At 40.0% G+C, this 23297-nt stretch carries 21 protein-coding genes and 2 riboswitches; of the genes, 4 read left to right on the top strand and 17 right to left on the bottom strand.

The genetic code is table 11. The annotated features are described in order from the left end of the window. Nucleotides 1–181: 181 nt before the first annotated feature. From AC0C45_RS09790 to AC0C45_RS09750, 9 genes are all read right to left on the bottom strand, one after another. Nucleotides 182–1522, bottom strand: coding sequence for a CoA-disulfide reductase (locus tag AC0C45_RS09790; protein ID WP_472928120.1), 1341 nt, complete (start codon nucleotides 1520–1522; stop codon nucleotides 182–184). A gap of 85 nt (nucleotides 1523–1607) precedes the next feature. Beyond that, a complete protein-coding gene (locus AC0C45_RS09785; RefSeq protein WP_237893690.1) occupies nucleotides 1608–2642 on the bottom strand; it encodes an ABC transporter permease in 1035 nt (344 codons plus the stop codon). Beyond that, nucleotides 2639–4144 carry a sugar ABC transporter ATP-binding protein gene (locus AC0C45_RS09780; RefSeq protein WP_237893689.1) on the bottom strand — a complete coding sequence of 502 codons (1506 nt, stop codon included), beginning with the start codon at nucleotides 4142–4144 and terminating at the stop codon, nucleotides 2639–2641. Before AC0C45_RS09780 ends, AC0C45_RS09785 begins: the two co-directional genes overlap by 4 nt. Before the next feature lie 16 nt (nucleotides 4145–4160). Next, the gene (locus AC0C45_RS09775) at nucleotides 4161–5237 is read right to left on the bottom strand and encodes a sugar ABC transporter substrate-binding protein (protein WP_016763384.1); all 1077 of its coding nucleotides are present in this window, start codon (nucleotides 5235–5237) and stop codon (nucleotides 4161–4163) included. Nucleotides 5238–5359: 122 nt separating this feature from the next. Then, nucleotides 5360–5875, bottom strand: a complete 516-nt coding sequence (locus tag AC0C45_RS09770) for a 1,2-dihydroxy-3-keto-5-methylthiopentene dioxygenase (RefSeq protein ID WP_013082223.1) — start codon at nucleotides 5873–5875, stop codon at nucleotides 5360–5362. A 15-nt stretch (nucleotides 5876–5890) separates the two neighbouring features. Beyond that, nucleotides 5891–6529: a methylthioribulose 1-phosphate dehydratase gene (locus AC0C45_RS09765; protein ID WP_047931161.1), complete on the bottom strand. Its 639-nt coding sequence runs from the start codon at nucleotides 6527–6529 to the stop codon at nucleotides 5891–5893. After that, entirely contained in the window at nucleotides 6526–7191 is a 666-nt protein-coding gene (locus AC0C45_RS09760; protein ID WP_472928119.1) for a 2-hydroxy-3-keto-5-methylthiopentenyl-1-phosphate phosphatase, read from the bottom strand. The genes AC0C45_RS09765 and AC0C45_RS09760 overlap by 4 nt, the downstream gene beginning before the upstream one ends. Beyond that, on the bottom strand, nucleotides 7188–8432 hold the full coding sequence (gene mtnW, locus AC0C45_RS09755) for a 2,3-diketo-5-methylthiopentyl-1-phosphate enolase (protein WP_472928118.1): 1245 nt from the start codon (nucleotides 8430–8432) through the stop codon (nucleotides 7188–7190). The genes AC0C45_RS09760 and mtnW overlap by 4 nt, the downstream gene beginning before the upstream one ends. Before the next feature lie 80 nt (nucleotides 8433–8512). Then, a riboswitch (SAM riboswitch) is annotated at nucleotides 8513–8619 on the bottom strand. A 130-nt stretch (nucleotides 8620–8749) separates the two neighbouring features. Beyond that, the gene (locus tag AC0C45_RS09750; RefSeq protein ID WP_025749446.1) at nucleotides 8750–9922 is read right to left on the bottom strand and encodes a pyridoxal phosphate-dependent aminotransferase; all 1173 of its coding nucleotides are present in this window, start codon (nucleotides 9920–9922) and stop codon (nucleotides 8750–8752) included. A gap of 111 nt (nucleotides 9923–10033) precedes the next feature. Between AC0C45_RS09750 and AC0C45_RS09745 the strand changes: the two genes are divergently transcribed. The 4 genes from AC0C45_RS09745 to AC0C45_RS09730 all read left to right on the top strand — a co-directional run bounded on the left by AC0C45_RS09745 (nucleotide 10034) and on the right by AC0C45_RS09730 (nucleotide 13758). After that, entirely contained in the window at nucleotides 10034–10816 is a 783-nt protein-coding gene (locus tag AC0C45_RS09745; protein ID WP_013082218.1) for a carbon-nitrogen family hydrolase, read from the top strand. A gap of 91 nt (nucleotides 10817–10907) precedes the next feature. Next, nucleotides 10908–11058, top strand: a riboswitch (SAM riboswitch). A 135-nt stretch (nucleotides 11059–11193) separates the two neighbouring features. After that, a complete protein-coding gene (gene mtnK, locus AC0C45_RS09740; RefSeq protein WP_047931164.1) occupies nucleotides 11194–12366 on the top strand; it encodes an S-methyl-5-thioribose kinase in 1173 nt (390 codons plus the stop codon). Nucleotides 12367–12401: 35 nt separating this feature from the next. Then, nucleotides 12402–13460, top strand: coding sequence for an S-methyl-5-thioribose-1-phosphate isomerase (gene mtnA, locus AC0C45_RS09735; protein WP_472928117.1), 1059 nt, complete (start codon nucleotides 12402–12404; stop codon nucleotides 13458–13460). 133 nt (nucleotides 13461–13593) lie between these two features. After that, nucleotides 13594–13758, top strand: a complete 165-nt coding sequence (locus AC0C45_RS09730; RefSeq protein ID WP_013082215.1) for a hypothetical protein — start codon at nucleotides 13594–13596, stop codon at nucleotides 13756–13758. Here the strand turns inward: AC0C45_RS09730 and AC0C45_RS09725 are convergent, their stop codons facing one another. The 8 genes from AC0C45_RS09725 to AC0C45_RS09690 all read right to left on the bottom strand — a co-directional run bounded on the left by AC0C45_RS09725 (nucleotide 13759) and on the right by AC0C45_RS09690 (nucleotide 23254). Continuing rightward, nucleotides 13759–14262: a methylated-DNA--[protein]-cysteine S-methyltransferase gene (locus tag AC0C45_RS09725; protein ID WP_047931166.1), complete on the bottom strand. Its 504-nt coding sequence runs from the start codon at nucleotides 14260–14262 to the stop codon at nucleotides 13759–13761. Nucleotides 14263–14280: 18 nt separating this feature from the next. Continuing rightward, on the bottom strand, nucleotides 14281–16437 hold the full coding sequence (locus AC0C45_RS09720) for a PAS domain S-box protein (RefSeq protein WP_237893684.1): 2157 nt from the start codon (nucleotides 16435–16437) through the stop codon (nucleotides 14281–14283). Between the two features lie 421 nt (nucleotides 16438–16858). Continuing rightward, nucleotides 16859–17572, bottom strand: a complete 714-nt coding sequence (locus AC0C45_RS09715; protein WP_047931168.1) for a LutC/YkgG family protein — start codon at nucleotides 17570–17572, stop codon at nucleotides 16859–16861. After that, nucleotides 17550–18989, bottom strand: a complete 1440-nt coding sequence (locus AC0C45_RS09710; RefSeq protein WP_028407882.1) for a LutB/LldF family L-lactate oxidation iron-sulfur protein — start codon at nucleotides 18987–18989, stop codon at nucleotides 17550–17552. Before AC0C45_RS09710 ends, AC0C45_RS09715 begins: the two co-directional genes overlap by 23 nt. A 17-nt stretch (nucleotides 18990–19006) precedes the next feature. After that, nucleotides 19007–19726: a (Fe-S)-binding protein gene (locus AC0C45_RS09705; protein ID WP_047931244.1), complete on the bottom strand. Its 720-nt coding sequence runs from the start codon at nucleotides 19724–19726 to the stop codon at nucleotides 19007–19009. A gap of 283 nt (nucleotides 19727–20009) precedes the next feature. Next, a complete protein-coding gene (gene nadE, locus AC0C45_RS09700) occupies nucleotides 20010–20840 on the bottom strand; it encodes an ammonia-dependent NAD(+) synthetase (RefSeq protein ID WP_013082209.1) in 831 nt (276 codons plus the stop codon). 35 nt (nucleotides 20841–20875) lie between these two features. Further along, a complete protein-coding gene (locus AC0C45_RS09695) occupies nucleotides 20876–22396 on the bottom strand; it encodes a nicotinate phosphoribosyltransferase (RefSeq protein ID WP_047931169.1) in 1521 nt (506 codons plus the stop codon). A gap of 138 nt (nucleotides 22397–22534) precedes the next feature. After that, the gene (locus AC0C45_RS09690) at nucleotides 22535–23254 is read right to left on the bottom strand and encodes a FadR/GntR family transcriptional regulator (RefSeq protein ID WP_034653575.1); all 720 of its coding nucleotides are present in this window, start codon (nucleotides 23252–23254) and stop codon (nucleotides 22535–22537) included. Between the last annotated feature and the right edge of the window lie 43 nt (nucleotides 23255–23297).

Genomic DNA, 23297 nt, shown 5'->3' with positions numbered 1-23297 from the left:
GAACCGCTTGTCCCGCAGGAATTTCCGCCTTGTCCTCGAGTCAACAGCTAGAAGCAGCTAAATATATGAAGCCTGCGTTCGTCCTCACCACAAAAAAATCCCAACGAAGTTGATTCTTAATCAAGAATCACTTTGTTCGGATCTTCCTTCAGCTAACATACTTTTGTCTCTATATCTTTTTCTATTCAGCTTTCTGAGCAGCAATTTGTACAGCATCCCATACCGTAGCAAAGGGAGGGGCATACGAAAGATCTAACATGGTTATTTCATCTGTTGTCAGGCGGCAAGTAATAGCTGTCGCAAATACATCGATTCGTTTTGATACTCCTTCTTTACCAATCATTTGAACCCCCAAAATCTCTTTTGTTTCAGGATGATAAACAAGTTTTATCACAATCTTTTCAGCTCCTGGATAGTAAGAAGCATGACTCGGAGCCTCTGCTGTGATGGCTTTGTATAAAAGAGAATTTTCTCTTGCTTCTCTTTCTGAAATGCCGGTTTTTCCAATTTCATAGTCCATCACTTTGACAATACTTGTACCTACAACACCCGGAAATTCTCGCTTTTCTCCCCCTAATCGGTAACCAAGAACCCTTCCTTGCTTATTGGCAATGGTTCCAAGAGCAATATGAACATCTTTTTTTAATACGCGGTGATAGCTCGTTGCACAATCTCCTGCTGCGTAGATATGAGGCACGTTGGTTTCCAACTTCTCATTTACTAAAATAGCTCCATTTTCAAGCATCCTTAGTCCGTTTCTTTCTAAGAATTGCGTATTCGGACGAACTCCTACATTTACAATCACTAAATCTGTTTGATACGTTTGACTGTTTGTTTGAACGTGAGTGACGGAACCATCTGAATACAGCAATGCTTCCACTTCTTCTTCGAAATGAAATAAAATATCGTCATCTAGCTGCTTTTGCAAATGCTCTGCCATTTCTTGATCTAAAATAGATAGAATCTGCTTTCCCTGTTCAATAACCCGTACTTCTTTTCCCAAAGCCTTCATTGCTTCAGCTACTTCCATTCCGACATATCCTCCGCCGATAATGGTGACTTTCTCTACGGAGTGAGTCTGTAGATATGTATAGATTCTTTCGCTGTCTGCTAATGATTTTAATGTGCATACATTCGGCATGTTATCACTCATAAAATTGGGTTTAACAGCTGTTGTTCCAGTTGCAATGATGAGTTCATCATATGTTACCTCTTTTTCCGTTTGCGTCTTTACATTTTGCACTACTATGTATTTTTTTGTATGATTTACTTCTTTTACTTCGTGAAAAAGATGGACGGAGATGTTTCGCTCTTCAAACTCTTGTTTCGTCCGAGCAACCAAATCGTCTTTTTCTTTTACAACACCTGACAGATAGTAAGGCATGCCACATGCGCTGTAAGAGATATCTCCACCTTTTTCAAACACAAGGATTTCCACTTCTTCTTTTTCTTTCATCCGGCGAAGCTGTGAAGCTGCGCTCATTCCGGCAGCTACTCCTCCTATAATGACGACACTTTTCATCTATACTCCCTCTTTCTACATAAATAATAGGCTATACTATCGTTTTTCCTTATTCTTCCCGATTTCAAACGAAAAAAACGGCTGTTTACACAGCCGTAGATGTTTGTTTTGAGCGGTAATACGTTAAAGCCAAGGCTCCTGCTAATACAGCTCCTTTAATAATGTCTTGCATATAATACGGAACATTTAGCATCGTTAACCCATTTAACAGCACACCAATTAAGATAGAGCCAATCAGCGTCCCGAATACATTCGGTTTCCCTGCTCCAAATACGGAGAAGCCAATGTATGTAGCAGCTACGGCATCCATTAAAAATGGTGAGCCGGCGTTCACTTCTCCTACTCCAATACGGGCAGCTAAAACGACTCCTCCAATTCCAGCAAGCAAACCTGAAAACATATAGGCATACATACGGTAACGATTAACCGGTACACCCGAAAGTCTTGCGGCTTCTATGTTCCCTCCTGTTACGTAGAAAAAACGCCCAAACTTCGTATAGGAAAAAACGATATGAACAAGCAGCACAGTCAACAGCATAATGATAACCGGGACAGGAATACCTAGTAAATGACCTTGCCCCAGTGCAAGGAAAGATGGAATAAAAATTCCCGGAGCTCTGTCTCCGCTTGGTAAAGGCATATTGGTATAAATAGCTGAGCCTTTTGTATACGTTAATAAAACCCCCTGTACGATGAACATCATTGAAAGAGTTGCTAAAATATCAGGAATCTTTACTTTCACTACTAAAAAAGCATTTACTAACCCGATAACAAGCGATGCAATAATCGGAACAATGATAGCGACTGCAATTTCTTGTCTGTGTAAAACAAGCATAGAGGCTGATAAAATAGTGGCTAACCCCGCCGTAGACCCTACAGATAAATCGAGTCCGTTGACGGTTAACGATATCGTTACACCAAGCGCTATTAAGGTAACAATGGAAATAGAGCGCAGGATATCACTAATGTTTTCTCCTGTTAAAAAGTTAGGTGTGGCAATGGAGAAGATAATCATAATAACAAAAATCATTAAGACTGTCCCATATTTATAAAAAAAGTCGAAAACACTTATTTTTCTCTTTGGTTTCGCTACAGGTTCTGTTACATACTCCGCACTCATCCTTTTACTCCTCCTGCTGTATAATAAAATAATTTTTCACTAGTTGCTTCTTCTTTGGATAATTCTTTCACGATTTTTCCGTTGTACATAACATAAATTCGATCCGCTACCCCTAGCAGCTCCTCAAATTCACAGGTTGCATAAACAACGCCTTTTTTCTGCGACACAAGATTTGTAATTAAGTCGAATATCTCTCGCTTAGAGCCGACATCAACTCCTTTAGTTGGTTCATCAAACAGCAGTACGTCAGAGTCCGTAACAAGCCATTTTCCGATTGCTACTTTTTGCTGATTTCCACCGCTTAACGTTCCAACTGACTGCTCGATAGAATGAGACTTTACGCCCACTTGTCCAGTCGTTTTCTGCGCTTTTTCTTTGATCTTTCTTCGCTTTAAAAACGAATACTTTGTAAAGCGGGACAGACTTGGCAAAACTAAGTTATCGGCAATCGATTCATGAACAAAAATTCCTTCTTTTCTTCGTTCTTCAGGAACAAGAGAAAGACCTTGTGCAATATAATAATACGGCTGCTTATTCAACTTTAGTTTCTTGTCTTTTAACCGAACGCTGCCGCTCACATATTGCTCTAAACCAAATAGACTTCGGCAAAGCTCCGTTTTCCCCGCTCCTACAAGTCCTGCAATACCGACTACTTCTCCTTCTTTTACATGAAAAGAGATATTCGAAAGGCGCCCTGGAAGAGATAATGCTTCTACATGTAAAAGTTCGTTTCCAAATTCTACTGATTTTTTGACCCACTGCTTTACAGAAGACGTTCCTAGCATGAGCGTAATCACGTCTTCAATTGATGTATGTGAAGTTTCTTTTGTAGCTACATAGCGTCCGTCCTTTAACACCGTTAAGCGGTCGCAAATATCAACCACTTCTTGAAGGCGATGTGAAATATAAATAATGCCTACTCCGCTTTTCTTCAGCTCTCTCATCACAGAAAACAATTGTTTCGTCTCTTCCACACTAAGAGGTGCGGTTGGTTCATCCAAAATTAAATAATCAACATTCTGTACAATTGCACGTGCAATAAGCACCTGCTGTTTTTCTGATAGAGTTAGATCAACGACATTTTTTTTAACGGATAAAGAAGAACCAAGTAAAGAAAGGGCTTCTTCCGCTTTCTTATAAATAGATTTCCAGTTTACAAATGCCTTACTTTTATTAGAAGCCTGTACGTCTAACACAATGTTTTCAGCTACTGACAGCGAAGGAATCAGCGCTACATCGACTTCTTGATGTACAATGCCGATGCCCTGGCGCTTAGCTTCTTTAGGAGAAGAAATAGAGATTTCTCCTCCGTCTTTGCAGATCTTTCCTTCGTACTCGTCGTAAGCTCCGCACAATATTTTCATTAACGTACTTTTACCGGCACCATTGGCTCCCAATAAAGCATGAATTTCCCCTTTTTGAACAGTAAAATCAACTTTGTTCAGCGCTTGAAAAGAACCAAAGTTTTTTGTAATGTTCTTCATTGAAAGCTCGTTCGTCATGTCTGTCCCTCCACTTCTACTCTTTTTTGCCCCATTCTTCTACGTATTGACTAAGCTGATCCATATTAATCGTTTGATTAGGCAAATCAGTTTGTTTGACTAAAACCGGATCAAAGGAATAATAACGAGGGATCTCTTGACCGGAAATCTTTTTAAGAAGCAGATCAACTTGCTTTTCTCCTACTGAAGCTGGATTTACGGCAGCTGACGCTTTCCACGGGCTGTTTTTTGCCTGCATCATTTGCAGATCTTCATCAGATAAGTCCACTCCGTATACTTTAATCTCGTCTCGTCCTGCTTCTTTAATCGCTCTTGTGACTCCTTTGGCAAATTCGTCCCAAGGTGCCCAAACGGCCGCAATGTCTCCTTTATTTGGATACTGCTTCAACACAGCTGCCATTTTATTTTGTGTGTCTAATGAGGTGTTGTCCGTTGCGCTTCCAAATGTGGCAATTTGTTTTACATCTGGATAGCGATTCATCATAATTTTATAAATGCTGTCGCGTTTTTCCATCGGCGCAAATCCTCCAACAAACGCATATACAATGTTTCCTTTTCCGTTAATGTCCTGCATCATTTGCTTCAGACCTTGCAGCGCAAGCATATAATCGTCTTGGTCAATTGTTGTAACGCCTTCTACTTTTAGTTCTACATCGGTTGCAATAACCGGAATCCCTTTTGCAATCGCGCGCTTCACGCCGGGTTCAAGGGTTTCAGCCCGGCCGTGGTCAATCATAATACCGTCTACATTTTGGTTAATAGCCGTGTCTAAATAAGCAGCCATTTTAGATTGATCATTGTTTGAATCAGAAACAGATAGCTGTACTCCTGCTTTTTTAGCCGCTTTTGTCACACCTGTTATGTACTGAGCAGCGTGAGTGCCTGACGTAAATTCAGAAATAAGCGCAATTTTTGTATCTTTCGTAACCTTTTTTCCTTCTTGCTGTACAGGCTTAGCAGAAGCCGCTTGCTGCGCTGGAGCTGCCTGTGCTTTCTCGTTTAGACTTGGCTGTTCTTTCGTGCAGGCAGTCAGCGCAAAGATTAGAAGCACGAGCAAAGTAAGTGGCCACAGCATTTTTTTACTCTTTTTCATGATGTTCCTCCTATTAAACTTATTATTCATATAAAAATAGTTAGTTTTATAATAATCCAAAGAATACCCCGCTTTTAGATGTAAAAGCGGGGTGATGATGACCTATGCTTTACAAGTAGTTGTTATGCGTAAATAGGTACCCATCCTTCAGTTGTCACGAAAATTCGGACAGCGACTACTTTGCGATCTTCCATTAATGTAAAGTAATGAAGAATGTTTTCTGGTACTGAAATTAAATCGCCCGGCTCTAATTCAACATCAAAAAATTCGCCGTCTTTTCCTTGAATAACAAAGATTCCATGACCGCTTACAATAAAGCGAACTTCGTCATCTGTGTGAATATGCTTGCGCTGAAAGTTTTTTAACAATTCATCAATATTTGGTGTAGATTCCGATAACGAGATAACATCTTGAGCTTTATAGCCGCGGCGTTCCGAAATATCTTTAATATCCTCACCAAAAGCGTTTAAAATTTCTGTTTTTTCTTCATCAGTTAAATCATATTTTTCACGAAGATTTTCTGGAAGTTTTGTAATGTCCCAGTTTTCATAAATAACTTCATTGTTTGCCAGAAAAGCTGATACTTCCTCTTGAGTTTCAATCCTTTTATTGTTTACATGTAAGCGAATGTGCGCCATTGTTGTTTCCTCCTTTTATAAATGCACCTTTGGCTTAATGCCTTTAAGTGACAGTAATTTGACGTGGTAGCTAAATAGAAATTCATAGGCTTCTAGCGCTTTTTTTGTTTCAAATGCATTTTTTCCCCATACCGTAATCCCATGGTTACGAATCAAAATCGCGCCTTGATCGCCTTTTATATGATGAGAAAACTCTTCTGCTAGTGTCGGAATATCTGCGTAATTCGGAATAATCGGAACAGTAATTTCCGCATCTTCTTCCCAAATCCCTAGCGCCTTAATAATTTCTTGACCCTTGAATGAAATAACGCCTTCATCTCCGTACAGTTCGGAGATCACGTTGTTGTCGATTGTATGTACATGAAGACTGCACCCAGCACTCGTTAAATCGTAAATCTTAACGTGTAAAAGCGTTTCAGCAGAAGGCTTTAAATGCGTGTCTTCTGCAGGCTTTCCGTATTGATCAACTAATAAAAAATCTTCATTTGTACGTTTTCTTTTGTCTTTTCCACTTGCTGATACAAAGAAAGTTGTCGGATTTTGGTCCACTTTAATCGCTAAGTTTCCGCTTGTACCGAAGAACCAATCGCGCTCTGCCAACTCATCTTTTATATCCGCAAGCTCATGCAACCTTTGCTGAGCCATGATACTCATGCTTTCACCTCTTCTGTTAATTCTTGTAAATGATGAATTACATCATAAAAAGTAGAAAAAGGACGATACGGTAGAGATAGCTCTTCACATTTTTCAATTAAAAAGTCACGTGCAATGACCGTATCAGCTAATTTGGCAGCCTGCAAATCCGTAATTGAATCGCCAATAACAACCATATGATCTCTTTCATCTGCAAGATGGCGAATAATCGTTGGCTTACAGCAGCCGCAGTCATTTGTACACTGTTTATCACATGTATGAGGCCACGTAATGGAAATATGCTCACCGGAAAAATCAGATCCGTTGCAGTAGAGCATTTCCTCTGCAACTCGATTTCCCAAAAGTGGTTTTACAAAAAAGTCAATTCCTCCGCTTACAATATAAAGCGGAATATGGTGCTCTTTTGTATAGGCAATAAAATCATCAAATCCATCTCGAATAGCAGACGTCTCTAAAATATAAGAAATAATATCTTCTTTTAATTCCACGGGGAGCAAGGCAAACATTTGCCCAACTCCTTCTTGAATGGAGACGCGCTGTGCCAACACGTCGTCTTTAATACTTTCCCACTCCGGAGGAGCAAATTGTTTCATAATAGCAATAATGTTATCGCTATTTGTAATTGTTCCATCAAAGTCACAAAAGATTTTTAACGATGTCATGCTTTCACCTCTACTGTTCCCCATAGTTGCAAAGCTTTTTGCAACTCTTTTGATTCTTCAGCTTTTTCGGCTAGTGTTTGATGAGAGAGTACTGCATCTATCGCCGCACGGAATGCTTTTCCTCCTCCGATAGCTCCGTCTGGATGACCGTGAACTCCGCCTCCTGCATTAATAATGCTGTCGATTCCAAAGTCCTTCACAAGCTGCGGTACCATTCCAGGATGAATTCCTGCTGAAGGAACCGGGAAAGACTGCTTATATTTGTATACAGGACGCGTTAATTCGTAGGTAATGCCTGTCGTATCTTCAAGAGAAAGCGCTACGCTTCCGTATGGTGATGGAAACAGTGAGAAATCTGCTCCGACTAAACGCAATAGCTTTCCAAGCAGCAATGAATTTGAAAAACCGTAAAACTCTGACGGCGTAAGCGCTCCGCTAACAGCTGGGTGCGCCATAATCGGCAATTCAATTTCATCATCTTCTCGAAGTGCCTGCAGTACGTCTAACCCGTAAGCAAATACGTTGAATAAAAGAGCATCGGCTCCTAGCTCAGCTGCTTTTCTCGCTTTTTCTTTTAACTCAAACGTTCGTCCCGTTAAATTAACAGCATACAGCGTGCGGTGTCCCGTTTTTTCGTATACTTCATTCAGTACTTTTTTTCCTTCTGTAACGCGAGCTTCAAAAGGTGTTCGTTCACTATCAAACAAAATCTCGTCGTCTTTAACCAAATCCACTCCGCCAAGCGCTTGCTCACGCAGCTGAGTTGTTAAGTACGTCATATCTCTTCCAATCACGCCTTTAAAAATACTCATCACAAGCGGACGGTCATAAACGCCTAGTTTCTCTCGGATACCTTCTATTCCAAAGCGCGGTCCTGGGAATTCAGCTAATAATTCATCAGGAAAATCCAAGTCTAATAATTTCACTTTTCCATCAAGTGATAGTTTTCCGAAAACCGTAACTAAAATAGCCGGTAAATCTCTTGAAAAGTTGGCAGTTGGATAAGCAATTTTGACAATAGCCTGCTTAATTTCTCCGCCTAAATATCCATTTACACGTTCGCAATCTTGAAGCTCAGTTACGGACACGACGCGCCCTTTATGCTTTTGAAGCTGCTGCTGATCTAAAAGCGGCAGATTTGTCCATGAGCCGACGGTTAGTCCTAAAGCGATTCCTTCCGCTTTTTTATGAAAATTTCCTTTATTATCATGTAGTAAGTAGCTTGCAACGATTTCGCTCATTATGCTAAAAACTCCCTTGCTGTTTAATATCGTTAATAAAAAAAACCTCTTCTGTGATTAAGAAGAGGCTTTCGTTGCTCTTCTTATCTCTCAGCTGCGGCTGCAAGAATTAGCACCGTGCTTAACATGCGTTAAGTCGGTTGCCGGGCTTCATCGGGCTAGTCCCTCCACCTACTCTTAATAAGAAAGTTGCTATTTATTTAAATTGAATTCGTAGATTATATACTAAATAAAAAATACCGCTAGGATTTATCGGTTATTAATCTCGTTAACTTCTTACATATTAAGCCAACTCAAAAAGGATTGTCAATGCGTTTTTAAAATAAATTTAATTTTTTTATTCGAGATACAGCTTCTCTCATGCGCTCTTCATCCGTCAGCAGTCCTACGCGCACATAGCCTTCACCATATGTTCCAAAGCCTACACCAGGAGCAACCACAACGTGGGCTTTTTCAAGGAGTAAATCTGAAAACTGTTCGGAAGTATATCCTTCAGGAACTTTTAGCCATGCAAAAAAGGAGCCTGCTGGAGATGTAACATCCCAACCAATTTCTCGAAGCCCTTGAATAAAGGTATTGCGTCTAGATTCATAGCGCTTAACTAAATCATTCACACATTGTTGAGATTCCAACAGAGCTGCGGCTGCTGCCTCTTGAACGGCCCCAAAGAGACTGACATACATATGATCTTGAAGAAGATTAATAGCTTCTACTACACTTTCATTTCCTACAGCAAATCCAACTCGCCATCCCGCCATGTTATACGTTTTAGAAAGAGTATAAATTTCAATTCCCGTCTCTTTTGCACCAGGCGTCTGTAAAAAACTGATTGGCTTTTTACCATCAAACCCAATTGCTCCGTAAGCAAAGTCGTGTACCACACAAATATCGTGCTTGGCAGCAAACGCCACGGTGTCTTCAAAAAATTCTGCCGTTGCCACTGCACCAGTAGGATTATTCGGATAGTTTAAAAACATGAGCTTTGCCTGTTCTTTAGCACGTTCACTTATCTCTTCGTATACGGGTAGAAAATGATTTTCAGCCGTGAGAGGCATCACTTCCATCTTGGCTTTTGCAAGCTCTACTCCAGACCAGTAGTCAGGATATCCAGGATCTGGAACCAGCACCGTATCTCCAGGATTTAACAAGCACTGCGGGATTTCAACAAGTCCACCCTTTCCGCCAAATAAAATAGCTACTTCTTTTTCAGGATCCACATCAACGCCATATTCTCGTTTATAAAAAGTCGCCACGGCCTCTTTTAAAAACTGGTGCCCCCGAAATGGAGAATATTTATGATGCATAGGATTAGCACTTGCTTTTTGCAGTGTTTCTACAATATGTGAAGGAGTAGGCTGATCAGGATTTCCCTGCCCTAAGTTAATAACGTCGTGCCCTTGGGCCATTACTTTTCCTACCTTGCCCACAAGTGATGCAAAAAATTGTTTTGGTAAACTTTTTAATAGTTCCGATTGCTCAAATTGTTTCATCATCGCACACCTTCTCAAAAAATTCTTGAAATTCTAGTCACAAATAATATATTGTAATACTCAACTTGTAAAGTCATTTTTTTCAACTACTAAAAAAGGACGGATGATAAAGTGAGTGTAAAAATTACGTGTTTGCAGCTTGATATTGCGTTTGGAAACCCAACTAAAAACCGAAAATATATCGAACAAAAGATGACGGAAGCCCTGAAAGAAAACCCTGATATCCTTGTGCTTCCTGAGCTATGGGATACAGCCTATGATTTGACGCGGCTAGACGAAATTGCAGATGATGAAGGGCAGCAAGCCAAGCAATTAATCTCTCAGTTTGCTAAAACGAACGAAGTAAATATTGTGGGAGGTTCGATCGCGAAAAAAACAGAGCAAGGCGTCACGAATACGATGTATATTTTTGACCGAAAAGGTCGTGAAGTATCACAATACAGTAAACTGCACTTATTTAAATTAATGGATGAACACCTGTATTTAGAAGCAGGAACAGCAAAAAACCTTTTTACACTTGAACAGTCACTGTGCGCAGGAGTTATTTGTTACGATATTCGTTTCCCAGAATGGATACGGGTTCATACTAGCAGCGGAGCAGAAGTCTTGTTTGTTGTCGCTCAGTGGCCGGCTCCAAGACTTGCCCACTGGAAAGCCCTGCTCATTAGCCGTGCAATCGAAAATCAATGCTATGTAATCGCATGTAATCGTGTAGGCCAAGATCCTAATAACACATTTGCCGGACATTCCTTAGTCATCGATCCGTGGGGAGAAATAATCGCTGAAGCTGGCGATAGCGAAGAACTTTTAAGTGCTGACGTTAACCTGGAACTTGTAAAAGAAATTCGTAAACAAATTCCCGTCTTTACAGATCGCCGTACAGAATTTTATTAATTATGTATTGACAGCCGTTTTTTTGCATGATACGATTTTCACCAGATATCATAAAATATTCAAACAAATCAAAATTGAATAAGTAATCGTACTCTTATCAAGAGTTGGCTGAGGGATTTGGCCCTGTGAAGCCCAGCAACCGACCGTCATTCCATCCTAAGATGGATCACACCCGTAAAACATGTTTTACAAAGGCACGGTGCTAATTCCAACAGAAAGTAATTTTTTCTGGCAGATAAGAGGTTTGAACACTACAATCAAGCCTCTTTCCAACGAAAGAGGCTTTTATATTTTCTAAAATTATAAAAGCCTCCATATATTCTTAAACCTATTAACTTAGTAAACAAATCAGTTTAATAAACTATGGAGGGATTCCGATGTCAATAACAAAAACAGAGAAGTATCACCCTTTAACAGAAATTTCAGCAATCAAACTTGTGAAAAAGCTAGGTCTTTTTGATGCCACAGAAGCACTGACTGCCCGTGAAATTGGTGACGGCAACTTAAATCTTGTCTTTCACATCATAAATGATCAAACGAATAAATCCATTATCGTCAAACAAGCGCTTCCCTATGCAAAAGTTGTAGGCGAAAGCTGGCCTCTATCCTTGAACCGTGCCACAATTGAAAGCAATGCGCTCAAGCAATTCGGTGCATTTACGCCAGAACTTGTGCCCGCTGTTTATTACCACGATGAAACGCTTGCTGTTACGGTCATGGAAGACCTGTCTCACTTAACGATTTCTCGCGCCGGACTTATTCAAGGTGAAAGTTATCCTCTGCTCTCACAGCATATCGGTTCTTTTTTAGGACATATTGCGTTCAAAACGTCTGATTTCGCCTTAAAACCTCAGGATAAAAAAGAAGAAGTTGTTAAGTACAGCAACCCCGACTTATGCAATATTACGGAAGATTTAGTTTTTACAGATCCTTTTTTTGATATTGATACAAATGAATTTGAAAAAGCGCTGCGTCCTGATGTAGAAGAATTGTGGAATGATGGTGATGTAAAGCTACAAGCAGCAAAATTAAAATATAAATTTTTAACAAATGCGCAAACGCTAATCCACGGTGATTTACATACAGGCAGCATCTTTGCTAGCAGTCAAGAAACGAAAGTGATTGATCCAGAGTTTGCTTTTTACGGTCCGTTTGGATTCGATTTAGGGCAATTTGTTGCGAATTTATTTTTAAATGCTCTTTCTCGAGAAACAAATCGCGAACCGTTATTTGCACACATTACGAACACATGGAACGTATTCAAAGATACCTTTACTGCGCTTTGGCATTCTGAAAACACTGAACCTTTCGCTAAAGATGAGCGCTTATTACATGAAATTTTAACGCAAACGTGGCAAGATGCTGTTGGATATGCAGGATGTGAAATCATTCGACGTACGATTGGCTTAGCTCACGTGGCGGACTTAGACGAAATTTCTTCAGAGGAAAGAAAAATTAACGCTAAACGTACTGCGTTAAAAATTGGACGCTATTTGCTTCTGCACCAACAAGACGTTTCACCAAATGAATTTGAACATTTACTTCGATAACGAATAATGTACACAATGAAAGGATCGGTATCAGCATGACAAATACACTATCACTTCCGCGCTCAGTGGAATGGAATGAATCATATATTACTTTATTAGATCAGCAGCAGCTTCCTGGCAACGTTGAATATATTAAGCTGCAAACCATTAAAGACGTATGGGATGCTATCACTACCTTGAAAGTACGCGGAGCCCCTGCAATTGGCATTACGGCGGCTTTTGGTCTTGCTCTTTCTGCGCTTAGCTATGACACAGATTCAGTCAAGGAATTTAACAAAAAGCTAGCTCTTGATCAACAGTATTTAGCTAGCTCACGCCCTACTGCCGTCAATTTATTTTGGGCATTGGAGCGCGTAGCGAAAAGCGCTGAATCCGCTTCGTCCGTTAATGAAGCTAAAACAAAAGTTGTTCATGAAGCTATTCAAATTCAAGTAGAAGATGAAGAAACGTGCTACCGAATTGGGGATTATGCTCTTTCTTTATTTAAAAAGAAGGATAAAATCATGACAATATGTAATGCTGGTTCAATTGCTACAGCTTATTATGGAACAGCCTTAGCACCTTTTCACTTGTCTAAGCAGCGTGATATTCCGCTTGAAGTATTTGCCTGTGAAACAAGACCCGTTCTTCAAGGTTCTCGCTTAACAGCCTGGGAACTTCAGCAGTCGGAAGTGGACGTGACGCTGATTACGGATAATATGGCCGCTCATACCATTAAAACAAAAGGAATTAATGGGATTATTGTAGGTGCTGACCGCATTGCAGCAAATGGCGATACGGCTAACAAAATTGGAACATATGGACTTGCTCTTTTAGCGAAAGCATTCGGTATTCCATTTTACGTAGCAGCGCCGCAGTCCACATTTGATTTATCTATTCAAGACGGCAGCAGCATCCCTATTGAAGAACGTTCACCTAAAGAAGTAACGCACATTGGAGATACACAAATTGCTCCAGACGGAATCTCTGTGTACAATCCAGCTTTTGATGTGACGCCAAGCGAACTGATTACGGCCATTATTACAGAGCATGGAATTATCCATTCCCCGTCTTTGGAATCCATTCAAAAAGTTTTGCTGCAATCTGCTCAATAAAAAAAGCCGCTGCTATGCGGCTTTTTTTGTTGAGCACTGGTTTCCACCTGCATTTGTAACACAATTGTAACAGTACTCTCTTCTTTTTCTACATATATTATAGGGGATTCTTTTTGAATAAGGGGGAGTAAATATGAGTTCAGAGCAAAAAACAGATAAAAACAAAGCGCTGAATCGTAAGCAGCACTATCAGCTATTCGATTTATCCAAAGATGAAGAACTAAATTCCCTCCCTTCTCCTCAGCAAATTGACGGTGTTTTTGTGCAGGGAGAAGGCTGGAAATTGGACGGTGAATAGTTATTTTAACTCCAGAGCGCCTTTTGCTACATTTCTTTCAAGCATTAATAGTTTCTCTTTTATATGAGTTTGGGAGCCTGCATAACCTGTTAAAGCTCCATTTTTTCCAATCACACGGTGACAAGGTAAAATAATAGGCAGTGGATTTCGACGATTCGCTTGTCCCACAGCCCTTACGGCTTTAGAGCGATTAACAGACTCCGCTACATCACTATAAGACCACGTTTGTCCATAAGGTATACCTTTAAGCGTTAGCCACACTTCTTTTTGGAAGTCTGTTCCTTTTATATCCAAAGGCAAATCAAATGTTAGCGTGCGCCCTTCAGCATAATCCTCCAGCTGTCGCTTCGCTTCTTTCACATGGTGATAATTCTCGTCATGGACAAGTTCTTTAAGCTGCTCATTATGATCATCGCTATCAAACCAAATATGTTGAACCCCTGTTTCCGAGGCTACAATATAAATTTTCAAATCAGAAAATAAATTCATTTCTCCGTAGTACATATTTTTTATCCTTTCTAATTAAGCTGGAAGAATAACATGAAAAGCTGTGCCTTCTCCTATTTTGCTTTCCACTTCAATTCGCCCTTTATGTTCTTCGATAATTTTATATGAGACCATCAAACCGAGTCCCGTTCCTTTTTCTTTTGTCGTATAAAATGGTTCTCCTAAGCGCTTGATGCGCTCTTCGGGCATTCCATCCCCTTGATCTCGAATGGAGACCGTCACGTAGTGCGGCTCTGTAGAGTAGACTTCAACAATAATTCTTCCTCCGTTTGACGTGACTTCAATTGCATTTTTAATGACATTTATTAGTACTTGCTTAATCTGGTTCGGCTCGCAGTACACCATTGGCAGCTGAGGAGACACACTTAGTTCAAACTGAATATTTTCTAAAAGCGCTTGAGCATTTAATAAATCAATCGTTTCTTTAACAACCGCAGCTAGATTTTTCTTTTCAAACTTTACGGCCTGTGGCTTAGCGAGTACGAGAAACTCTGTAATAATGGTTTCAATTCTTTTTAATTCAGATTTAATAATATCAAAATAAAGAGAGTGGTCTTCTTGAATGCTGCTTTCTAACAGCTGAACAAACCCTTTTAAAGCTGTCATCGGGTTGCGGATTTCATGCGCAATCCCAGCTGCTAACTGTCCGACTACTTGAAGCGTATCCGATTTTCGAATCTGCTCTTGCATTTGATTTCGTTCCGTTACGTCTCTTAAAAGCGTCATATATAGACCTGGTAAGATATCTTTTTTCGTGGAAAATTCGATATTTTTAACTTTTCCGTTCCCCGTAACGTACGTAATCTCTCCTTCAGCTTCCCCTTTTTGCTCAATCGTTTCTTTATGCTCAATGACCGCATCCAAATTCGCTGAAGAAATAAAATCCTCCATGGAGTGCGCACAAATCTCCTCTTTGCTGAGTTCTAGAATATCACAAAGAGAAGAATTTACATCAATAATATTTCGCTTGCCGTCCCATAAAACTAACCCATCGATCGAACCATTAAAAATCTGTCTGAATTTCTCTTCGTTATTCCGAAGCTCCTGTTCGATTTTTGTACGTTCACTGATGTTTCGAAAAATCGTTAAATGGTCTCCTTCTATAATGCCTTTTTTCCCTGTGAATTCCAACTGTTTGATTTCTCCATTTGGCATGTAAAAAGGAAGCTGATTGCGAATTTCTCCTTTTGTTTGAAACGTTTGGAGCACCTTTAACGCACTAAAGCTTTTTGTATCGATAAATGTATACAAATTGCTTCCAATTAATTTGTTTAACGGCAGCTCAAATGTACGCGAAGAAGCAAGATTAGCGTTCAAGATTTCACCATCATCTCTCCAAATCAAGATCGCTTCAATCGCATTTTCAAAAATAGCCCTGAAATTTTTTTCGCTTCTCAACAGCTGCTGCTCCATCAGCCGTTTTTCCGTCACATCTCTCATAATGGACATATAGTATTGACTGTATATATTAGCCGTTGTGGTAAATTCAAAAAAAGTAACGTCTCCATTTTCGAGCCTGATCGGTAGCTCACCGCTTGTCTTTCCTTCTTGATGCAGAGTTCTCCATAATTTTTTCACCTTATAATGATAAGTAGGTTCTACAAGCTCTTCTAATGTTTTGGTTAGAAGCTGTGCTCTTGTATAATTTAATCGTTCGCAAAATGAAGGGTTCGCGTCGATAAGCTGACCCGTTCGATCAAAAATGACAATTCCGTCTACCGCTTCATTAAATACATCCATAAACATATGATGACTAATAAACCGTTCATTTTCCATCATTTTGTGCTGCGTAATATCCCGAAATGTACACACAATAATGCCCGACATGTGACTATGTTTGTGTGAAGTAAATTCAACATGTTTCATCATGCCGCTTCGAAGCGTCATCGCGCCTTCATATTTGAAATAGCTTTCTTCTAAGAGTGCTGGATAATACGCTTCAATCATGTCATACGGAAAATACATCAGAAAATCTTTCATTTGATACGTTAATAGCTCATCCTTTGTTTTTTCAAACAGCCCGCAGGCTGATTCATTTGCATTTATAACTTGAAAATACTCATCAAATACGACAATGGCATCTAATACGTCATTAAAAATAGCTCGTAGCTGCTGTAATTCACCTTGCTGCTTTTGCTCAGCTTCAGATGTTAATTCTCTGTGTGGTGACATGCTCATTGCTCCTTTCTTTTGCACTTCCCATTTCCCCACCTTTTATCTATAGACTTAATATTCTACAAGATTTGCTTTTTACCTTTTTAAAATTAGGCACGTTTATTCAAAATACGACATTTCTTCACATTATCCCGCTATTTAGAAAGAAAGCATGAATAAAAGAGGCTCATAACTAAATCAATCTAATCTAAAGACAAACAAATTGGATACATGAGCTGAACCGCTTGTTACACCGCTGTTGATTTCCGTGCAAGGCTTTTCTTTCCGCAGGAGTCTTCGCTTTGCCTTCCAATCAACTGCTAGAAGGAACGAAACGGATGAAACCTACGCTCACCATAACAAAGAAAACGAACCATTACTCAAACACGTTGAGTAATGGTTCGTTTTTCACTTGGGCTAAAATACGTTTGTCACAGCCTCATCGATCATTCACTACAATATAAGTTGCTTGAATAGGCCCATGCACACCAACTACTAAATTCATTTCAATATCAGCTGAATTGCTCGGTCCCGTAATAAAGTTAATGCAAGAAGCAATCTTTTCTCCTCGCTCTACTTTTTCATGAATCATTTCAGCGGCTTGTGTCATGCGAGGAACAATTGAGCTTTGAGGTATGATTGCAATATAAGTGGCGGGCAGCAAGCTTACCGATCGTCCTTTTTCAGCGCTGCTGAACAAAACAACTGTGCCGGATTCCGCTAGCGTCAAATCACTGAAGGTAATGCCAACATTTGCTTGTTCAGCTAGTTTAATATTCTCATCGCCTTTTCCAGAATTCCATACATGAAGGCTACTGCTTGTTTCCCATTTCTCCATCAGCAGATTCAATCCATATTCGGAAAACCTAGGATCATTCCACGTGCAGACAAGACCATTTCCATAGTTCGCTACAGCTTCCTCAAGGACAGCTGGCAAGTGTTGTGATGATGTTTCTACATAGCGAGTATGAATACGTTCGCAATGGTTTTCAAGCTCTTTCTTTAATTGATCTGGCGAATAGCTGCGGTAGACCTCATGCTGAGGAGCATGCTTCCATTGTGGCTTTACTACGCCGCTTGTTCGCCTGCTTCGCTTAAGATTAGCAGCGATATTGTCTAAAAAACTGTCTCTATTTTGAATGCTTCCGTTCATCATCATCACTCCTTTTATCAAACCAATCTCGTAAGCGCTCTTTTGTAGGCGCTGGAAACTCTCTGCTTTCCGTCCACGCTTTTAATGGACCAGGCCCTTTGGAAATACTGCTTCCTGACATAAAAGGAGTAAGAGCTGCCGGTGCTACTTTAGCGCCCACTGTATATAGAGAAGAAGAAGCTGCTCCCAAGCCAAATGCTTTCATCGCCAGCTTTTCCGAAATAGGTGCTTTTCCTTCTTTTTCGACAATTCGCTGACGATGCTTGTGCAATAGCTCATGCAGCGGAATTTTGACCGGACAGGCATCTGTACAGGCTGCGCATAGCGTTGAGGCATATGGAAGCTCTTTGTAGTCTTCATAGCCTCCAAGTAAAGGAGATAATACAGCTCCAATCGGACCTGAATAAATAGATCCATATGAATGTCCTCCAATATGGCGATACACGGGACATACATTCACACATGCCGCACAGCGAATACACTGTAAAACAGATTGAAATTCAGTTCCTAAAATCGCAGATCGTCCGTTATCCACAATTACTAGGTGAAACTCTTCCGGTCCATCTACTTCTCCAGGAAGTCTAGGTCCTGTAAGCGCTGTTACGTAACTTGTAAGCCGCTGACCTACTGCACTTCTAGTTAACAGACTTACCAACACTTCAAATTCTTCAAACGTTGGCACAATTCTTTCCATTCCCATAACCGTAATTTGCGTTTTAGGAAGGGCTGTTGTTAACCTTGCATTTCCTTCATTGGTTACAAGTGAAATAGATCCAGATTCTGCAATCGCAAAATTACATCCTGTGATGCCAATATCTGCTGATAAAAATTCTTTTCTCAGCATTTCCCGGGCATGAAGAGCTAGTTCTTCAGGTTTTTCTGTCTTTTTATAAGAAAGCTTTTCCTGAAACACATCTCTAATTTGTTCTTTATTTTTATGAAGCGCAGGAGCTACGATATGAGAAGGCGGATCGTGATCATCTACTTGCAGGATATATTCTCCTAAGTCCGTTTCAATAACTTCACAGCCTAGTTCTTCTAAAGCAGCGTTCATATGAATTTCTTCTGTAACCATTGACTTGGATTTAACCACTTTCTTTGCCTGTTTTTGCTTCGCTACATTTTTTATGTACTCATTCGCTTCTTCAGCTGTTTGAGCGAAAAAAACGTGGCCTCCGCGTTTAGCTACATTATCAGTGAGCTGCTCTAAATAATAATCTAAATTTTCAAGCGTATGCTGACGAATTTCTTCGCCCAGCGCTCTCCATTCTTCCCAGTTTCCTAACTCTTCTGCCGCATCTAATCTACGGCTTCTTAAGCGCTCTTGAGCACCTGAAACCGCAAAGCGCATAAACGCATTATTGACTCCATCATCGACGCGTTTTTTAAACTGATCGTTTCCTATTTTCATAGACATTCGGTATTCTCCTTTCTTTACATTCTGCTATTTAACACTTCAGCGATATGCATCACTTTTACAGGCTGTCCTTTTCGTTCAATTCTTCCTCCAATATTCATAAGACAGCCGCAGTCAGCTCCAATTAAGTACTCTGCGTTTGTCTTAGCTATACAGCTCACTTTTTCATCGACCATTTGTTCAGAGATTTGCCCCATTTTAACCGAAAACGTCCCGCCGAATCCGCAGCAGTTATGACTGTTTTCAAGGTTTTCCATTTCAAGACCCTTTACATTGTTTAATAGTGTAAAAGGTTCTTTTTTTACGTTTAGCAAACGCGTCATATGACAGGAAGAATGATAAGTGGCTTTCCCATTTAAGCTGGCTCCTACATCTTCCACTTTTAAAACGTTTACAATAAAATCTGTTAGCTCATACGTTTTATCAGCAAGCTTCACGGCAGGTTCATGCCATGCAGTATCACCTTTAAAAAGATGGGGATACTCTTTGAACATTGTCACGCACGATCCAGACGGAGATACAACGTATTCTGCATGCTCAAACGTTTTTATCATGTTTTTCATCGCTTCTTTTGATTCTTTTACGTAACCGCTGTTATACGCAGGCTGCCCGCAGCAAACTTGACTCTTTGGAAAATCCACTTCGCATCCTAATCGTTCTAACAATTCTACCGTCGCTTTTCCTACATTTGTTTGAAACATATCAATCAAACATGTGGCAAATAAAGATACTTTCATCATTTGCTCCCTCCAAGCTGATCATTTTACTTCTTTTAGTTAACAGGTCATCAGATGACTTAATGCTATTATACTCCTATGTTTTTCTAATTTCACTAGTTTTTCGAAAATACCTTTCTTTGTTTGCTATCTTTTTTTCATAAAAAATAAGAAATTGGGATACGTGAAACCTACGTTTGCCATAACATTAAAAAAATCCGACCGGTGAAGATTCTCTATCAAGAATCTTCACCGGTCAGATCTTCCTTTAACTAAACTACTTTTGTCTTAGCTTCTTACTTATTTATTTCCAAAAATCATCAAATACTGTGATTGGCAATTGGCGTTTATGCTGCGTTTTTAAGAAGTGACCTTCAATGACGTTACTTGCATGTTCACCTACATCTTTGCCTTCTAAATAATCGTCGATTTGCTCATACGTTACGCCAAGCGCTTCTTCATCCGGAAGCTGTGGACGATCTTCTTCCAAATCAGCCGTTGGTTTTTTCATATATAGATGCTCGGGACAGCCTAATTCTTTTAGCATTTGTTTTCCTTGTCGCTTGTTCAGACGGAAAATAGGTACTAAGTCAGCTCCTCCGTCACCGAATTTTGTATAAAATCCTGTAACAGCTTCAGCAGAGTGATCTGTTCCGAGTACGACTCCACTGTACATGCCCGCTACCGTATATTGCGCAATCATTCGTTCACGCGCTTTTACATTTCCTTTGTTGAAGTCGGAAACTTTATCATCTGCCGCTTCTTCAACAGCAGAAAGCATAGCATCTACTGCTGGTTTTACGTTAATAGAAATAGATTTTGTTGGTTGAATAAAAGCAAGTGCATCTTGACAGTCTGCTTCATCTGCTTGCACACCGTATGGAAGACGAACAGCAATAAACTGATAGCGCTCTTCTCCCGCTTCTTCGTTCAACTCATTAACCGCTAGCTGCGCCAGCTTTCCAGTTAACGTAGAATCTTGGCCGCCGGAAATACCTAGTACAAACGAACGTAAAAACGGATATTTGTTCATGTAGGATTTCAGAAAATCAACGCTGCGGCGAATTTCTTCCACGGGATTAATTTCTTTTTGGACGTGCATTTCTTCAATAATTTGCTTTTGTAGCTCTTTCATAAAAAAACTCTCCTCTCATTACTAGCTGACGGAATCTACACAAGTACGGTATCAGATAGTAACTTGCTTCTAGTCTCTTCAATATTTTGCATTTTGTTATCCCAGCAGTTTGTACTCAAGTCTACCGGATACTCTGTAGGACGGAATACATCTTCGTTCGATTTTGTAATGACTTTGTAGTCATCCCATAGATGCTTTAAGTTCTGTAAGCAGTAGGCTCTCATTTCTTCAATGGTAGGCTGCTCGTACACAAGCTTGCCGTCTGTAAAGATTGGCTGGTGAATTTTACGTGCGTTAAAGTTCGTGACAAACTTGCTGACGTGCGTATGAATAGGATGAAACATTTTTAAATGCTGCTCTTCATTCGGCACTTCGTCTTGCATCGTAATATAATCGCCTTCCCATTTGTGGTTCACTTGATTTACAATTCGGTATACCTCTTTTAAACCAGGAGTGGAAATTTTTTCCGGGTTCTCTGACAGTTTAATCGTATCCACCATGTTTCCATGATTATCTTCAATCGAAACCAGCTTGTACACCGCTCCTAGCGCAGGCTGATCAAAAGATGTCATGAGTTTTGTTCCAACTCCCCATCCATCAATTTTGGCACCTTGCGCTTTCAAATCTAGAATGCTGTACTCATCGAGATCATTCGAAGCAAAAATTTTCACATCATGATAGCCGGCTTCATCAAGCATTTTTCTTGCCTCTTGAGAAAGATATGGAAGTCTTCCGCTATCTAATCGAATACCGATAAAATTAATGCGATCTCCCATTTCATTTGCTACTTTAATAGCATTGGGAATACCTGATTTTAACGTATTATATGTATCTACTAAAAAGATACAGTTACGGTGTGATTCCGCATACTTTTTAAACGCGCTGTACTCATCACGATAGACTTGAACAAGCGCGTGAGCATGAGTGCCGCACACAGGAATTCCAAATACTTTCCCCGCTCTGACATTACTGGTTGCATCAAAGCCTCCAATATAAGCAGCTCTCGCTCCGTAAAATGCAGCATCCATCTCGTGTGCTCTTCTTGAGCCAAATTCCATAAGCTGATTCGTACCCGTATGCTCATATAAATTATCTTCTCCCGCGGCCAGGCGAATACGCGATGCTTTTGTCGCAATCAGCGGGTGGAAATTTAAAATATTTAAAAGCGGCGTTTCAATAAGCTGCGCTTGCGCTAAAGGAGCGTCAATTTGCAGCATCGGTTCGTTAGCAAAAATCATTTCGCCTTCTACAACCGAACGAACATTACCGCTAAAGCGAACTTGCTTTAAATAGTCGATAAACTCCGCTTCATAATGCAATTCTTCATATAAATAATCTAAGTCCGTTTCGCTAAATCTGAAATTAGCAATAAAATCAATTACTCTTTCTAGCCCGGCAAACACAGCATAACCGCTTTCAAACGGCATCCGACGAAAGTAAGCTTCAAATACAGAACGGCGTTTATGAATATGGTCTTTAAAATACGTATGTGCCATATTCAGTTCATATAAATCTGTATGCAAAGCTAAACTATCATCTCTATATTGCTTTTTCATACTTTGTAACCCTCCATTTGACAATCCTAGTTTCTATTATGTAAATCTTTTCACAATAGAGCAAGCATAAATTATCGGAAGGTGCTTGAATTTTAGTTTTTCTGTTATTTGGTGCACACTTTTCTACCTGAAATGGCATTATTTTTCTTCTGGTATGTATTTCATTAACACGTGTTCAACATTATCAAGATGACTCATCATAAAATGCTGAGCGTCTTCTGCGTGCTGAGAAAGAATAGCTTCATAAATTTGCTGATGCTCTTTATAAATCCGTTCAGCCGTTTTTTCTTCCGCATAAAGCCAGATGCGTCTTGTCTCTTTCATCGTTTCAATCATCATTTCTGATACGTTATTCATAAGCTTCACTAAAAGAGGGTTTTGCGAGGCTTTGGCAATGGCTAAATGAAAAGCAAAATCTGCTTTCTCTCCCAGCTCTTCATTGCCAAACGCTCCTTTCATTTGCTCCAGGCTATCAGACAGTTGTTTAAGGTCCGCATCTGTTCTCTTTTGAGCTGCCGCTCGAACAGCTCCAATTTCTAATACTTTTCTCACTTCAAGCAAATATTCAATATCATTTTTATTCATTAATACAGCGCTAGTTACAGGCAAAGACAGCATATCAGAGTTAAATTCGCGTACAAATGTGCCTTCTCCTTGCTTCATCTCCAGAAGCCCCATCGCCCGCAGAGCGCTAAGAGCTTCACGAATAGCTGAGCGCCCTACCTGAAAGTTTTCCGCCAGCTGCTGCACTGAATCCAAACGGTCACCAGGCTTTAAGCTGCCTTCTTTTATATTCTCAAGAAGCGTTTCAGCTACTTCTTCGTATATTTTTTTTGGCTTAATTCGCTTATATTCCACGTTTTCCACCTCATTTTTTTCGTTCACCAAGGTTTACATTAAC

Source organism: Priestia sp. VA7 (genome assembly GCF_055710015.1).
The sequence above is the reverse complement of the archived record's forward strand: the minus strand, read 5'-3'. Positions and strand labels throughout refer to the sequence as shown.

Excerpts from the sequence above, each read along its gene's own strand:
- AC0C45_RS09790 (WP_472928120.1), bottom strand. The coding sequence starts at position 1,522 with ATGAAAAGTGTCGTCATTATAGGAGGAGTAGCTGCCGGAATGAGCGCA.
- AC0C45_RS09785 (WP_237893690.1), bottom strand. The coding sequence starts at position 2,642 with ATGAGTGCGGAGTATGTAACAGAACCTGTAGCGAAACCAAAGAGAAAA.
- AC0C45_RS09780 (WP_237893689.1), bottom strand. The coding sequence starts at position 4,144 with ATGACGAACGAGCTTTCAATGAAGAACATTACAAAAAACTTTGGTTCT.
- AC0C45_RS09775 (WP_016763384.1), bottom strand. The coding sequence starts at position 5,237 with ATGAAAAAGAGTAAAAAAATGCTGTGGCCACTTACTTTGCTCGTGCTT.
- AC0C45_RS09770 (WP_013082223.1), bottom strand. The coding sequence starts at position 5,875 with ATGGCGCACATTCGCTTACATGTAAACAATAAAAGGATTGAAACTCAA.
- AC0C45_RS09765 (WP_047931161.1), bottom strand. The coding sequence starts at position 6,529 with ATGAGTATCATGGCTCAGCAAAGGTTGCATGAGCTTGCGGATATAAAA.
- AC0C45_RS09760 (WP_472928119.1), bottom strand. The coding sequence starts at position 7,191 with ATGACATCGTTAAAAATCTTTTGTGACTTTGATGGAACAATTACAAAT.
- mtnW (WP_472928118.1), bottom strand. The coding sequence starts at position 8,432 with ATGAGCGAAATCGTTGCAAGCTACTTACTACATGATAATAAAGGAAAT.
- AC0C45_RS09750 (WP_025749446.1), bottom strand. The coding sequence starts at position 9,922 with ATGAAACAATTTGAGCAATCGGAACTATTAAAAAGTTTACCAAAACAA.
- mtnK (WP_047931164.1), top strand. The coding sequence starts at position 11,194 with ATGTCAATAACAAAAACAGAGAAGTATCACCCTTTAACAGAAATTTCA.
- mtnA (WP_472928117.1), top strand. The coding sequence starts at position 12,402 with ATGACAAATACACTATCACTTCCGCGCTCAGTGGAATGGAATGAATCA.
- AC0C45_RS09730 (WP_013082215.1), top strand. The coding sequence starts at position 13,594 with ATGAGTTCAGAGCAAAAAACAGATAAAAACAAAGCGCTGAATCGTAAG.
- AC0C45_RS09725 (WP_047931166.1), bottom strand. The coding sequence starts at position 14,262 with ATGTACTACGGAGAAATGAATTTATTTTCTGATTTGAAAATTTATATT.
- AC0C45_RS09720 (WP_237893684.1), bottom strand. The coding sequence starts at position 16,437 with ATGTCACCACACAGAGAATTAACATCTGAAGCTGAGCAAAAGCAGCAA.
- AC0C45_RS09715 (WP_047931168.1), bottom strand. The coding sequence starts at position 17,572 with ATGAACGGAAGCATTCAAAATAGAGACAGTTTTTTAGACAATATCGCT.
- AC0C45_RS09710 (WP_028407882.1), bottom strand. The coding sequence starts at position 18,989 with ATGTCTATGAAAATAGGAAACGATCAGTTTAAAAAACGCGTCGATGAT.
- AC0C45_RS09705 (WP_047931244.1), bottom strand. The coding sequence starts at position 19,726 with ATGAAAGTATCTTTATTTGCCACATGTTTGATTGATATGTTTCAAACA.
- nadE (WP_013082209.1), bottom strand. The coding sequence starts at position 20,840 with ATGAAAGAGCTACAAAAGCAAATTATTGAAGAAATGCACGTCCAAAAA.
- AC0C45_RS09695 (WP_047931169.1), bottom strand. The coding sequence starts at position 22,396 with ATGAAAAAGCAATATAGAGATGATAGTTTAGCTTTGCATACAGATTTA.